Origin of the sequence: Mesorhizobium sp. M8A.F.Ca.ET.161.01.1.1 (genome assembly GCF_004792105.1) — a bacterium.
Taxonomy (GTDB): Bacteria; Pseudomonadota; Alphaproteobacteria; order Rhizobiales; family Rhizobiaceae; genus Mesorhizobium.
This window is the reverse complement of the sequence record NZ_SRTD01000001.1, coordinates 270,355-284,334: the sequence shown is the minus strand read 5'-3', so window position 1 is coordinate 284,334 and position 13,980 is coordinate 270,355. Positions and strand designations below refer to the sequence as shown.

The window sequence follows — 13,980 nt, the reverse complement described above, 5'->3', positions numbered from 1 at the left end:
GATTCGCCACAGGAGACTCAGCTTCGAAGGCCGCGAGATCGCGACGGCGAGGCAGTTCGTTTCCGGATGCATTTTTACGCGCGCAAGGAGAAGGCATATGCACCTGAACGGCGTGGGCTGGATCGCAGCCATCATCATCGGCGGCCTGGCAGGCTGGCTCGCCGAAATGGTCATGAAGAGCAACACCGGCATATTCATGAACATTATCATGGGCATCGTTGGCGCGGTGGTGCTGAATGCCATCCTACAGGCGCTCAACATCGGCGTGTTCGGCGTCGGCTGGACCGCCTATCTGATCACCGGCTTCATCGGTGCCTGCCTGCTGATCTGGGTCGGTCGCCTGGTGCGCCGCTAGTCGATATCCTTCCCGGCTATGCGAAAACGGTTGTGGCGGCATGCGCCTCCGCAGCCTTTTTCTTTGTGTTGAAAAGTCCTAGATGACGTAAACGTGACGATCGCCGACGGGCGGTCGCGAGAAAAGCCAGGGTTCAGATGGTCACTGTCCTCGACACGATCGCCAACGCGCCGCGGCTGCGGCATCCCGAGAAAGCGCACAAGCCCGACCAGGAGGTGTTGCGCAAGCCGGACTGGATCCGCGTCAAGGCGCCGGTATCGAAAGGCTATGCCGAGACACGCGAGATCGTCAAATCCCACAAGCTGGTGACCGTATGCGAAGAGGCCGGTTGCCCGAACATCGGTGAGTGCTGGGAAAAGAAGCACGCCACCTTCATGATCATGGGCGAGATCTGCACGCGCGCCTGCGCCTTCTGCAATGTCGCCACTGGCATTCCGACCGCGCTCGATCCGGAGGAGCCGGCCCGCGTCGCGCATGCCGTCAAGCAGATGGGCCTTACCCATGTCGTCATCACCTCGGTCGACCGCGACGATCTCGCCGATGGCGGCGCGCAGCACTTCGCCGATGTCATCCGTGCGATCCGGGCGGCAACGCCTCTGACGACGATCGAAATCCTGACGCCGGATTTCCTACGTAAGGACGGGGCGCTGGAGATCGTCGTGGCGGCCAGGCCCGACGTCTTCAACCATAATCTCGAAACCGTGCCGTCGAACTATCTGAAGGTCCGGCCAGGCGCCCGTTATTTCCACTCGATCCGGCTGCTGCAGCGGGTCAAGGAACTCGATCCCTCGATCTTCACCAAGTCCGGCATCATGGTGGGACTGGGTGAGGAGCGCAACGAAATCCTGCAGTTGATGGATGATCTGCGTTCGGCCAATGTCGACTTCATGACCATCGGCCAGTATCTGCAGCCGTCGAAGAAGCACCACCCGGTGATCCGCTTCGTCACGCCGGAGGAATTCAAGTCCTTCGAGACGATCGGCAAGACCAAGGGTTTCCTGCTGGTGGCGTCGAGCCCGCTGACGCGCTCGTCGCATCACGCCGGCGACGATTTCGCCAGGCTGCGCGCGGCGCGCGAAGCACAGCTCGCGAAATCGCTCTGATGCGTCTTCGACGCGACGCCCTCTAGAGCCGGGTTCATGCCGAAATTCGCAGCCACCCGCCGCGTTGCTCACACGCCGCAGCAGATGTTCGCGCTGGTCGCCGACATCGAAACCTATCCGCAATTCCTGCCGCTTTGCGAGGCGCTGACGGTCCGCTCGCGCAAGGAACGGGATGGGCGCACCATCCTCGTCGCCGACATGAGCATCGGCTACAAGGCGATCCGTGAGACCTTCACGACCCAGGTGCTGCTGAAGCCCGACGAAAACGCCATCGATGTGAAGTACATCGATGGCCCGTTCAAATATCTGAGCAATGTCTGGCGTTTCGAGCCAGACGGCGCCGGCTGTGCCGTGCGCTTCTTCATCGACTATGAATTCAAGAGCCGCATCCTGGGTGCGCTGATGGGCACGATGTTCGACCGTGCCTTCCGCATGTTCGCAGAGGCTTTCGAAAAACGCGCCGATGTCATCTACGGCAAGACACCGGCGGCCTGACTCTCGCCAAGCGCCCGCAAGCCAAGCTTGAGCGCATGGTTGACCGTTTCCCGGCGGATGAAGTCGCGACCATTGTCGGCAAACAGCTTTCGTTCAGCCGTCACGGGTTGGCCGTTCACGGCGACGCCGAACCAGACCAGCCCGACCGGCTTTTCCGCAGAACCGCCACCCGGACCGGCAATGCCGGTGACGGCCAGGGTGAGGCCGGCGCGCGACCGGGCAAGCGCACCGGCTGCCATCTCGGTCGCCGTCTCGCGGGAAACCGCGCCATGCGTGTCGAGCGTGGTGGCACGAACGCCGAGCATGTCCATCTTGGCTTCATTGGAATAGGTGATGAAGCCGCGATCGACCACGGCGGAGGAGCCGGCAATGTCGGTCAGCGCGGCAATGATCATGCCGCCGGTGCAGCTTTCCGCCGTCGCCAGCATGATGCCGCGCTCGCGGCAGGCCTCAAACAGGGCGATTGCCAGTTCGCTGTTGGTCATTCCGGAACCTCGCCGGGAAACACCACGCTGGCGGTGGCGATCGCCGCTATGCCTTCCTCGCGGCCGACAAAGCCGAGCTTCTCGTTGGTCGTCGCCTTGACCGAGATGCGGTCGGCGGAAATGCCCAGCATCTGCGAAAGGACTGACGTCATCGCCTCACGGTGCGGGCCGACGCGCGGTGCCTCGCAGATCAGCGTGATATCGGCATTGGCGATGCGCCCGCCGCGCTCGCGCACAAGCCTTGCCGCATGTTCGACGAATATTCGCGACGCGGCGCCTTTCCACTGCGCATCCGACGGAGGAAAGTGCGTGCCGATGTCGCCGGCGCCGCACGTCGCCAGCAGCGCGTCGGTCAGGGCGTGCAGGCCGACATCGGCGTCGGAATGGCCCGACAATTTCCTGTCATGCGGGATGGCCACGCCGCAGAGCGTGACGTGATCGCCGGGCTCGAAGGCATGGACGTCGTAGCCGTTGCCGGTCCGGATGTCGGGGAAGTGCATCCGTTCGCTGGAAAGCCGCTGGTGTGCCATGGCGATGTCCCGTGCCCAGGTGAGTTTGACATTGTCCGGCGAGCCGGGAACGAGCTTTACCGGCATTTGCATCCATTCGGCGATCGATGCGTCGTCGGTAAAGTCGGTCTTGCCTCTGTTGTAGGCTTCCTCATGCATGGTCATGATCGCGAGGAAGGGAAAGCCTTGCGGCGTTTGCGCCGCGTGCAGCCCGCTCCTGGGGACTGTTTCGCCGACGGTGCCGGTGGCCGATTCGCGTTTCAGCGTGTCGGCGACGGGCAGGGCGGGAAGCGCGCCCTCGCGTTCGCCGATCGCCGCGATGGTGCGGTCGATCAGATCCATGTCGACAAAGGGGCGCGCGGCGTCGTGAATGAGGACCTTGTCGGGCGCGTAGCTTCTCAGCGCCTGCAGCCCGAGCCGAACCGAATCCTGCCGGGTCGCGCCTCCGGCGATTGCCGTCACCCGATCGGCATCGGTGCCCACGGCTTGCCGAAAAAGCTCGCGGTCCTCCGCATGAATGGCCACGACGATCCGGCCGATGAGCGGGTGCGCGAGAAAAATATCGATGACGCGCGCGATGACGGCGCGCCCGCCAATTCGTTGATATTGCTTCGGGCCATCGGTCTGTCCGGCGCGCGCGCCGCGACCGGCCGCGACGATAACCACCGCGACTTTACCACCCGGATCCGAAGCCTGATTTTCAGTTGCGCCAATCATCCAAGTCTGGTCCTAGTCGCGGCCAAGGCCGAAGGCCAGCATTTTCCCAATTGCGCCTCAATGTGGCGTCATTCCGCGTTGCACATTTCTCTCGATCTGGCTAGAGAATGTGCAACGAATGGACATGCTTGGTTTTTGTGCATGGTTAACTTGATCAGATTGGCCGCGCCTCTCGACGTCGGCGGCGTGAGAATCCGCAACCGCGTCTTCCTCGCGCCGATGTCCGGGATTACGGACGAGGCGTTCAGGCAGCGCGCCCATTCGCACGGCGCCGGCCTGGTCGTGTCCGAAATGGTTGCCAGCGGCGAACTCGCCAAGGGCAGGGCTGGCTGCGACCTGCGCATACGTCATTCCGGCCTGCCCGTCCATATGGTTCAGCTTGCCGGCCGAGAGGCGATGCATATGGCCGAAGGCGCTCGAATCGCCGCCGGCGAGGGCGCCGACATCATCGACATCAACATGGGCTGCCCGGCCAAGAAGGTCACCGGCGGCTATGCCGGCTCGGCATTGATGCTGGACCTCGACCACGCGCTCTCGCTGATCGAGGCCGTGGTCGGCGCCGTCAAGGTGCCGGTGACGGTCAAAATGCGGCTCGGCTGGGACGAGGCGGCACTCAACGCTCCCGTCCTTGCGCGCCGCGCCGAGCAGGCGGGCGTCAGGATGGTCACGGTCCATGGCCGCACACGCTGCCAGTTCTACCAGGGCAAGGCGGACTGGCGTGCCATCGCTCGCGTCAAGGAGGCCGTTTCCATCCCGGTCGTCGCCAATGGCGATGTCTGCTCCCCGGCTGAAGCCTCGGTCATTCTCGAACAGTCCGGCGCCGACGCCGTGATGGTCGGCCGCGCCCACTATGGCGCGCCGTGGGTCGCCGGCAGCATCGCTACGGCCGCCGCTGGGACATTTTCGCCCGGCGTTCCCGAGACCCGCCAGGCGCTCTCCGACTATATCATTGCTCATTACCAGGACATGCTGGCGCTTTACGGCATCGAGAGCGGCCTGCGCCAGGCGCGCAAGCATCTGGGCTGGTATCTCGATCGACATGCCAGGGGTGTCGCTGGCGACAGTAGAAAAGCGATAATGACCGCGTTCGAACCCGCTCGCGTCATTGCCTTGCTGCGCGATGTGTTTTCGCGCGATCCGCAAACCATGAACCTGCGGAGCGCCGCATGACCGCCACTGCTGGCCAAGGCACCGAAATAGCGGATGCCGCCCAGATCGTGCTGAATACGATCCGTCGCCCGGTGATCATGATCAGCGAGGAAGGGTTCATCATCTTCGCCAACGCCGATGCCGAGGATTTCTTTCGCTCCAGCGCGACCATGCTGGCGCGCAACACCTTGTCCAAACTCATACCTTTCGGCAGCCCGTTGCTGACGCTGGTCGACCAGGTGCGCGAGCGCCGCGCGCCCGTCAACGAATATCGGGTCGACGTCTCGTCACCGCGCCTCGGCATCGAAAAGGTCGTCGATCTCTACGTCGCGCCGGTGCCGGAATTTCCGGGCTCCGTCGTGGTCATGTTCCAGGAGCGGTCGATGGCCGACAAGATCGACCGGCAGATGACGCATCGGGGCGCGGCGCGCTCGGTGACCGGCCTGGCGGCGATGCTGGCGCATGAGATCAAGAACCCGCTGTCCGGTATCAGGGGGGCGGCCCAGCTGCTCGAACTGTCCGCCTCCGATGAGGATCGCGCGCTGACGCGGCTGATCACCGACGAGACGGACCGCATCGTGTCGCTGGTCGATCGAATGGAGGTGTTTTCCGACGAGCGGCCGATCGATCGCTATCCCGTCAACATCCACGTCGTGCTCGATCACGTGAAAGCAATCGCAAAGAACGGTTTCGCGAAGAAAATCAAGATATTGGAGGACTATGATCCATCATTGCCTCCAGTGTTCGCCAATCGCGATCAACTGATCCAGGTGTTCCTCAACCTGGTCAAGAACGCCGCCGAGGCGATCGGTAGCGATCCCCAGGGCGAGATCGTGCTGTCCACCGCCTTCCGGCCCGGCATTCGCGTTTCGGTTCCCGGCACGCAGGACCGCGTATCGCTGCCGCTGGAGTTCTGCGTGCGCGACAATGGTTCGGGCGTCTCGGAAGACATCCTCCCGATCCTGTTCGATCCCTTCATCACCACCAAGCCGAACGGCTCGGGGCTGGGGCTGGCGCTGGTCGCCAAGATCGTCGGTGAACATGGCGGCATCATCGAGTGCGATTCGACGCCGCGCGCAACGACGTTCCGGGTGCTGATGCCGGCCTGGAAGGAAACGGCGCTAGGCGCCGATCAAGACGGCGAAGGAGATCGCAAATGACCGTTCGCGGCAACATTCTCGTCGCCGATGACGATGCGGCGATCCGCACCGTGCTCAATCAGGCCCTGTCGCGTGTCGGTCACGAGGTGCGCGTCACCTCCAACGCCTCGACCCTGTGGCGCTGGGTGGCGGCTGGCGAGGGTGATCTCGTCATCACCGACGTCGTGATGCCGGACGAGAACGCCTTCGACATGCTGCCGCGCATCAAGAAGGCGCGGCCGGAACTGCCTGTCATCGTCATGAGCGCCCAGAACACCTTCATGACGGCGATCCGCGCTTCCGAAACCGGTGCCTACGAATATCTGCCGAAGCCTTTCGACCTGACCGAACTCCTCAACATCGTCAACCGCGCGCTGTCCGAGCCCCGGCGCCCCAAGATCGATGCGCGGCAGGAAGAGCAGCCCGAAACGATGCCGCTGGTCGGCCGTTCGGCGGCCATGCAGGACATCTACCGCATGCTGGCGCGCATGATGCAGACCGACCTGACGGTGATGATCTCGGGCGAATCGGGCACCGGCAAGGAACTGGTGGCGCGCGCGCTGCATGAATATGGACGCCGTCGTGGCGGTCCATTCGTTGCCATCAACATGGCGGCGATCCCGCGCGATCTGATCGAATCGGAATTGTTCGGCCACGAGAAGGGCGCCTTCACCGGCGCGCAGAACCGCTCGACCGGCCGCTTCGAGCAGGCAGAGGGCGGCACGCTGTTCCTCGACGAGATCGGCGACATGCCGATGGAGGCGCAGACGCGCCTGCTGCGCGTCCTGCAGCAGGGCGAGTACACGACGGTCGGCGGCCGCACGCCGATCAAGACCGATGTGCGCATCGTTGCCGCCACCAACAAGGACCTGCGCACGCTGATCAACCAGGGCCTCTTCCGCGAGGACCTCTTCTACCGTCTCAACGTCGTGCCGCTCAGGTTGCCGGCGCTGCGCGAACGCTCCGAGGATGTGCCCGACCTGGTGCGCCATTTCTTCAAGCTTGGCGAGATGGAGGGGCTGCAGACCAAGCGCATCTCTTCCGGCGGCATCGAGCTGATGAAGCGCTATCCCTGGCCAGGCAATGTGCGCGAGCTGGAAAACCTCGTTCGCAGGCTCGCCGCGCTTTATTCGCAGGACGAGATCTCCGCCGAGATCATCGAGGCGGAACTCAAGACAGGCGAGCGCCCGGTGGTACCGGGCGCCGGCAACCTCATTCCCGACGATCTTTCCATCGGCCAGGCGGTGGAGCACTTCCTGCAGCGCTATTTCGCCTCCTTTGCAGGCGAATTGCCGCCCGCCGGTCTCTACGAGCGCATTCTGTCCGAGGTCGAATATCCCTTGGTGCTGGCTTCGATGACGGCAACCCGCGGCAACCAGATCAAGGCCGCGGAGCTTTTGGGCCTCAACCGCAATACCCTGCGCAAGAAGATTCGCGAGTTGGGCGTCAACGTCTACAAGTCCTCCCGCCAGACCTGAGCCCGCGCCAAGCACACGATCTTTTCAGGGGACCGAACGGGGAAAGAGTCCCGCTGCTGTCACACTTGTTGCATAATCGCCACAATGCATTGCATAGATCCGACGCAATCACTGGCTCTAGACGGCGACATGGCTCCGCAGGCACCTGTACTCAACAAACCGCTTTTCAGCGAACCTGGCGCGCGCGACGGGCGCCGGCTGCTGGCGCTGCCCGGCGTGGTGGCGGTCGTCGGTGCCCTGGTCATGGCGGCTATCTCGTTCGCCATCCTGGTCGGAGCGACGCCGATTGCGCCTGACGCCAAGACGACCTGGGCGCTGATCGCGCTCAACGCCGCCTTCGTGCTCGTTCTCATCGCGTTGGTCGGGCGGGAGGTGCATCGCATCGTCATGGCGCGCCGCCATGGCAAGGCGGCTTCTCGGCTGCATGTGCGCATCGTTGCCATGTTCGCGCTGGTTGCCGCCATTCCCGCCATCATGGTGGCGATCATCGCCTCGATAACGCTCGATATCGGCCTTGATCGCTGGTTCGAGATTCGCACCAAGACGATCGTCAATTCTTCACTGTCGATCGCCGACGCCTATGTGCAGGAGAACGCCCGCAATCTGCAGGGCACGACGCTGTCGATGGCCTATGATCTCGATTCGTCCCGCACGCTCTACGGCCTCGATCGCACCGGCTTTCTCGACCTCATGAACAAGGAAGCCGTGGGCCGCTCGCTGGCGCATGCCGCGCTGATCAAGCCCGACGGCTCCTTCGTCATGAGCGCCAAGACCGATGCCGATTTCGCCATGCCGGAACCGCCGGAAGGAGCGGTTGCCACCGCCACAGACGGCAAGCCGGTGCTGATCGAGCCGCGCACGCGCAACATCATGGGCGCCATCGTCAAGCTGCGGGAGATCGAGGGCCTCTATCTCTACACTATCCGACTTGTCGACCCCGAGGTGATCAAGGCGCGGCAGATCGTCAGGTCCAACACCGACGAGTATCGCAATCTCGAGGATAACAGGCGCACCTCGCAAGTGGCATTTGCGCTGCCCTATTTGTCACTCACCTTGATCATCATCCTGTCGGCGATCTGGACCGGCATCGCTGTTGCCGACCGGCTGGTGCGGCCAATCCGTCAGCTGATCGGCGCTGCCGACGAAGTCGCGACCGGCAATCTCGACGTTGCGGTGCCGGTGCGGCCATCCGATGGCGATGTCGCCTCGCTTGGCGATACGTTCAACAAGATGCTGCTGGAGCTCAAATCACAGCGCAACGAGATTCTGTCGGCGAAGGACCTGATCGACGAGAGGCGGCGTTTTTCCGAAGCCGTGCTTGCCGGTGTCACCGCCGGCGTCATTGGCGTCGACCCTTACGGCATCATCACCATCGTCAACCGTTCTGCCGAATCGATGCTGGCCATTTCCGCCAGCGCGGCGCTCGGGCAAAACCTTTCCGCGGTCCTCCCGCATGTCGGCCGTGTCTTCGAGATCGGCCGCAAGTCCGGCAAACCTGTCTATCGCGAGCAGGTGACTTTCTATCGAGCCGGCGCCGAGCGGACCTTTAACGTGCAGGTCACCATCGAGGCAGGCGATGACGGCTCGGAGGAAAAATCCTATGTCGTGACGGTGGACGACATCACCGATCTGGTTCAGGCCCAGCGTTCGTCCGCCTGGGCAGATGTGGCGCGGCGCATCGCCCACGAGATCAAGAACCCGCTGACCCCGATCCAGCTTTCCGCCGAGCGTATCAAGCGCCGCTACGGCAAGGTCATCACCGAAGACCGCGAAGTTTTCGACCAGTGTACCGACACCATCATCCGGCAGGTGGAGGACATCGGCCGCATGGTCGACGAGTTCTCGGCCTTCGCGCGCATGCCAAAGCCCGAGATGAAAGCCATCGACCTGCGCGAATCGCTGCGCGAGGCCTCTTTCCTGGTCGAAGTCAGCCGTGCCGACATCACCTTCGAGCGGATATTCGGCAACGAACCGCTCAAGGGCACTTTCGACAGCCGGTTGATGGCTCAGGCCTTCGGCAATGTGATCAAGAATGCCGCCGAGGCGATCGACGGGCTGGAACAGAAGGACGGTTCGCACGGCATAATCCGGATTCAAGCCGGCCGCCAGAATGGCGCGATTCGCATCGACGTCATCGACAATGGCAAAGGCCTGCCGCGCGAGAATCGCCAACGCTTGCTGGAGCCCTATATGACCACACGTGAAAAGGGCACTGGGCTTGGTCTCGCTATCGTCAAGAAGATCGTGGAGGACCATGGCGGCAGGCTGGAACTCCATGACGCGCCCGCGGATTTCCATGGCGGGCGCGGCGCGATGATCAGCATCGTCCTGCCGCCCGCGACCGGCGCGCCGCCGCGCGGCGAAAGCAGGGCGGACCACGAAAGAGAAACTGAAAAGGTCGGTAATGGCGTCTGATATTCTCATCGTCGATGACGAGGAAGACATCCGTGAACTCGTCGCGGGCATCCTGAGTGACGAGGGTCATGAAACCCGTACGGCATTCGATGCCGACAGCGCCCTGGCGGCCATCGCCGATCGAGCGCCGAGGCTGATCTTCCTGGACATCTGGCTGCAGGGTTCGCGCCTGGACGGGTTGGCGTTGCTCGACGAGATCAAGACCATGCACCCCAACCTGCCCGTGGTGATGATTTCAGGCCATGGCAACATCGAAACGGCGGTTTCCGCCATCCGTCGCGGCGCTTATGACTTCATCGAGAAGCCGTTCAAGGCCGACAGGCTGATCCTCATTGCCGAACGCGCGCTCGAGACCTCGAAATTGCGCCGCGAGGTTTCCGACCTCAAGCTGCGCAGCGGCGAGACCTTCGACCTGATCGGCATGTCGTCGGCGATGAGCCAGTTGCGCCAGACCATCGAGCGCGTCGCGCCGACCAACAGCCGCGTGATGATCGTTGGCCCCTCCGGTTCGGGCAAGGAACTGGCGGCGCGCGCCATCCATACGCTGTCGACCCGCAAGGGCGGGCCGTTCGTGACGCTGAGCGCCGCCAACATCACGCCCGAGCGCATGGAGATCGAATTGTTCGGCACCGAATCGAACGGGGTCGAGCGCAAGGTGGGAGCGTTGGAGGAGGCCCATCGCGGCATTCTCTACATCGACGAAGTGGCCGACATGCCACGCGAGACGCAGAACAAGATCTTGCGCGTGCTGGTCGAACAGCAGTTCGAGCGGGTGGGCGGCACGAAGCGGGTCAAGGTCGATGTCCGCATCATTTCCTCGACCTCGCAGAACCTGGAGGCAATGATCGCCGACGGGCGTTTCCGCGAGGATCTTTACCACCGGCTCGCCGTGGTTCCGGTCATGGTGCCGGGGCTGGCCGAGCGGCGCGAGGACATCCCCTATCTCGTCGACAATTTCATGAAGCAGATCGCCCGCCAGGCCGGCATCAAGCCGCGCCGTATCGGCGATGACGCGCTGGCCGTGCTGCAGGCGCACAACTGGCCGGGCAACGTGCGCCAGCTGCGCAACAATGTCGAGCGGCTGATGATCCTGGCGCGCGGCGAGGACGTCGACGCGCCGATCACCGCCGATCTGCTGCCGTCCGAAATCGGCGATGTCATGCCGCGCACGCCGAACCAGTCGGACCAGCACATCATGGCGCTGCCGCTGCGCGAGGCGCGCGAACAGTTCGAAAAGGACTATCTGATAGCCCAGATCAACCGTTTCGGTGGCAACATTTCGAAGACGGCCGAGTTCATTGGCATGGAGCGTTCCGCCTTGCATCGCAAGCTGAAGTCGCTGGGCGTCTGACGCGGCGTCCATCAGCCGCGCCTGGGCCAAGCATTTGCCGGTTACGGCGGCGGCGGAATCGCATAAGAAAGCCCGAGAATTTTCCAGGGGTCGCCAATGCCGCGCATTGCCTATGTCAACGGGCGCTACGTCGCTCATGCTGACGCTTCCGTGCATATCGAGGATCGCGGCTATCAGTTCGCCGACGGCGTCTACGAGGTCTGCGAGGTGGCGCGCGGCTTCATCGTCGACATGCCGCGCCACCTTGCCCGCCTGAACCGCTCGCTGACCGAGCTGTCGATCGCCTGGCCGGTGACACGCAATGTGTTGCCGCTGATCCTGCGCGAGGTGGTCAACCGCAATCATGTCGTCGACGGTCTGGTCTATGTTCAGGTGACGCGCGGTGTCGCCAGCCGCGATTTCGTTTTTCCGTCGGCGGACACGAAGCCGGCTTTGGTGGTGACCGCCAGGAAGGCGGATCCTGCCGCCGGCACGAAACGAGCCGAGACCGGTATCGCGGTCATTACCGTGCCGGAGAACCGCTGGGACCGTGTCGACATCAAGACCGTCGGGCTGCTGCCCAATGTATTGGCCAAGCAGAAGGCCAAGGAATCCGGCGCCCAGGAAGCCTGGTTCGTGGACACGGATGGCAACGTCAAGGAAGGCGGCTCGTCGAATGCCTGGATCGTTACCAGGGACGGCGTTCTGGTCACCAGGCCGGCCGAACATGGCATTCTGCGCGGCATCACGCGCACCACCATGTTCGAAGTCGCCGCAAAGCTCGGCCTGAAGATCGAGGAGCGTGGATTTTCCGTCGCCGAGGCCAAGGCGGCTCGCGAAGCATTCATCAGTTCGGCGACGACTATTGCCATGCCAATCGTGGCCATTGACGGTGATCCCATAGCCAATGGACACCCCGGCTCAATAACACTTTCGTTGCGGCAAGCCTTTTTTGACATTGCGGAAAAAAGTCCAGCCTGATAACCGCACAGGTGGAATGAACATCAATATATCTCGTTCTGCTTGTCGTTACTGACGGCAAGAGGGTGTTTGCGCGCTTGACATGTGCCCGCTAATTTGGCGCATTGGCTGCAAACCGAAGGGGATCGGCGAAAGACAAAAACAATGGCGGAACGATCGCAAAACCTTCAGGACCTGTTCCTGAACTCAGTTCGCAAGAGCAAGAACCCGCTCACCATCTTTCTCATCAACGGCGTGAAGCTGACCGGCGTGGTCACTTCCTTCGACAATTTCTGCGTCCTGTTGCGCCGCGACGGCCACTCCCAGCTCGTCTACAAGCACGCCATTTCCACGATCATGCCGAGCCAGCCGGTTCAGATGTTCGATGGCGAGGAAAGCCAGGGCGCCTGATTGGCACGTGAGAAGGACGCGGACGGCACGGTTCGCGGAAAACCAGCGCATCATCCCGGGGCGGCCGAAGCCCCGACCCGGGCCGTTGTCATCGTACCGGTGCTTACCCGCCAACCGCGTAATGACGATGACACGAGCCGTCCCCGGCTGACGCGCTCGGCCGAGGCGCGCCACGACGAAGCAGTCGGCCTTGCCCGCGCCATCGATCTTGATCTGATCCATACGGCCGTCGTGACCGTCAACGACCCGCGTCCGGCGACATTGCTGGGCAGCGGCAAGGTCGAGGAATTCGCCGAAATCGTCAAGGAGGGCCATGCGGAAGTGGTCATCGTCGACCATCCGCTGACGCCGGTGCAGCAGCGCAATCTCGAGAAGGAATTCAACGCCAAGGTGCTGGATCGCACCGGCCTGATCCTGGAGATTTTCGGCGAGCGGGCGCGCACCAAGGAAGGTACGCTGCAGGTCGAGCTTGCCCATCTCAACTACCAGAAGGGCCGCCTGGTGCGCAGCTGGACCCATCTGGAGCGTCAGCGTGGCGGTGCCGGCTTCCTCGGCGGCCCCGGTGAAACGCAGATCGAATCCGATCGGCGTCAGTTGCAGGAAAAGATCATAAAGCTGAAGCACGAGCTGGAAACCGTGCGCCGCACCCGCGACCTGCATCGCGCCAAGCGCAAGAAGGTGCCGTTTCCGGTGGTGGCGATCGTCGGCTACACCAATGCCGGCAAGTCGACGCTGTTCAACAAGCTGACCGGGGCAGGGGTGCTGGCGCAGGACATGCTGTTTGCCACACTTGACCCGACACTGCGCCGCGTACGCCTGCCGCATGGCACGCCGATTATACTTTCCGACACGGTGGGCTTCATTTCGGACCTTCCGACGCATCTGATCGCGGCTTTCCGCGCCACGCTGGAAGAAGTGGTCGAGGCCGACCTCGTTCTCCATCTGCGTGACATTTCCGATCCCGATACGGCGGCTCAGGCCGAGGATGTCGAGCGCATCCTCGCCGACCTCGGCGTCGATGCCGGCGACGCCAAGCGCGTCATCGAAGTCTGGAACAAGATCGACCTTCTGGACGAAGGCAACAGGCACCGGCTGCTTGCCGACGGCGCCGACGGCAGCAAGGAACCGCCAATCGCCGTATCGGCGGTATCAGGCGAAGGCATCGATGTGCTGAAAGCGGTCATCGAAACGCGAATGGCCGGCGAGCTGCAAGACCTGACGGTGACGATCGAGCCGGCCCAGTTTGGCTTGGTCGATTGGCTTTATCGCAATGGTGACGTCGTTTCGCGGACCGACAATGACGACGGCAGCGCCACCATTTCACTGAAGGCCACGCAAAGCGCTCGCGAAGAGATCGAAAGCCGATTGCGGCGCAAAAACAACGGCTAACGCGCAACAACTCCAGGAAAAGTGTATCGCGGTTTTTCGCCCGGC

13 protein-coding genes are annotated in these 13,980 nt (G+C 62.9%); 11 read left to right on the top strand and 2 right to left on the bottom strand.

Annotated elements, in window-relative coordinates:
* Window positions 1–97 precede the first annotated feature (97 nt).
* The 3 genes from EN804_RS01470 to EN804_RS01460 all read left to right on the top strand — a co-directional run bounded on the left by EN804_RS01470 (window position 98) and on the right by EN804_RS01460 (window position 1,953).
* Entirely contained in the window at window positions 98–355 is a 258-nt protein-coding gene (locus EN804_RS01470) for a GlsB/YeaQ/YmgE family stress response membrane protein (RefSeq protein ID WP_027142753.1), read from the top strand.
* 137 nt (window positions 356–492) lie between these two features.
* Window positions 493–1,458, top strand: a complete 966-nt coding sequence (lipA, locus tag EN804_RS01465) for a lipoyl synthase (protein WP_135917927.1) — start codon at window positions 493–495, stop codon at window positions 1,456–1,458.
* Between the two features lie 36 nt (window positions 1,459–1,494).
* Entirely contained in the window at window positions 1,495–1,953 is a 459-nt protein-coding gene (locus tag EN804_RS01460; protein WP_135917928.1) for a type II toxin-antitoxin system RatA family toxin, read from the top strand.
* Here EN804_RS01460 and EN804_RS01455 read toward each other — a convergent pair.
* Both EN804_RS01455 and EN804_RS01450 read right to left on the bottom strand, forming a co-directional pair.
* A complete protein-coding gene (locus EN804_RS01455; RefSeq protein WP_135917929.1) occupies window positions 1,929–2,438 on the bottom strand; it encodes a CinA family protein in 510 nt (169 codons plus the stop codon). The two genes, EN804_RS01460 and EN804_RS01455, sit on opposite strands and share 25 nt — an antisense overlap.
* Window positions 2,435–3,664 carry a bifunctional 2-C-methyl-D-erythritol 4-phosphate cytidylyltransferase/2-C-methyl-D-erythritol 2,4-cyclodiphosphate synthase gene (locus EN804_RS01450; protein ID WP_127872372.1) on the bottom strand — a complete coding sequence of 410 codons (1,230 nt, stop codon included), beginning with the start codon at window positions 3,662–3,664 and terminating at the stop codon, window positions 2,435–2,437. The genes EN804_RS01455 and EN804_RS01450 overlap by 4 nt, the downstream gene beginning before the upstream one ends.
* A gap of 141 nt (window positions 3,665–3,805) precedes the next feature.
* Here EN804_RS01450 and dusB point away from each other — a divergent pair, with 141 nt between their 5' ends.
* The 8 genes from dusB to hflX all read left to right on the top strand — a co-directional run bounded on the left by dusB (window position 3,806) and on the right by hflX (window position 13,935).
* Entirely contained in the window at window positions 3,806–4,834 is a 1,029-nt protein-coding gene (dusB, locus tag EN804_RS01445; RefSeq protein WP_135917930.1) for a tRNA dihydrouridine synthase DusB, read from the top strand.
* Window positions 4,831–5,973 carry a nitrogen regulation protein NR(II) gene (locus EN804_RS01440; RefSeq protein ID WP_135917931.1) on the top strand — a complete coding sequence of 381 codons (1,143 nt, stop codon included), beginning with the start codon at window positions 4,831–4,833 and terminating at the stop codon, window positions 5,971–5,973. Before dusB ends, EN804_RS01440 begins: the two co-directional genes overlap by 4 nt.
* A complete protein-coding gene (gene ntrC / locus EN804_RS01435) occupies window positions 5,970–7,430 on the top strand; it encodes a nitrogen regulation protein NR(I) (protein ID WP_027142746.1) in 1,461 nt (486 codons plus the stop codon). The genes EN804_RS01440 and ntrC overlap by 4 nt, the downstream gene beginning before the upstream one ends.
* 129 nt (window positions 7,431–7,559) lie before the next feature.
* Entirely contained in the window at window positions 7,560–9,845 is a 2,286-nt protein-coding gene (locus tag EN804_RS01430; RefSeq protein WP_167531435.1) for a PAS domain-containing sensor histidine kinase, read from the top strand.
* Complete coding sequence (locus EN804_RS01425) at window positions 9,835–11,196, top strand: sigma-54 dependent transcriptional regulator (RefSeq protein WP_015317919.1); 1,362 nt, start codon at window positions 9,835–9,837, stop codon at window positions 11,194–11,196. Before EN804_RS01430 ends, EN804_RS01425 begins: the two co-directional genes overlap by 11 nt.
* A gap of 96 nt (window positions 11,197–11,292) precedes the next feature.
* Complete coding sequence (locus EN804_RS01420) at window positions 11,293–12,156, top strand: D-amino-acid transaminase (RefSeq protein WP_127279996.1); 864 nt, start codon at window positions 11,293–11,295, stop codon at window positions 12,154–12,156.
* Window positions 12,157–12,300: 144 nt separating this feature from the next.
* The gene (hfq, locus tag EN804_RS01415; RefSeq protein WP_006202172.1) at window positions 12,301–12,546 is read left to right on the top strand and encodes an RNA chaperone Hfq; all 246 of its coding nucleotides are present in this window, start codon (window positions 12,301–12,303) and stop codon (window positions 12,544–12,546) included.
* Window positions 12,547–13,935: a GTPase HflX gene (gene hflX / locus EN804_RS01410; RefSeq protein ID WP_127872375.1), complete on the top strand. Its 1,389-nt coding sequence runs from the start codon at window positions 12,547–12,549 to the stop codon at window positions 13,933–13,935.
* The last annotated feature ends 45 nt before the right edge of the window (window positions 13,936–13,980 follow it).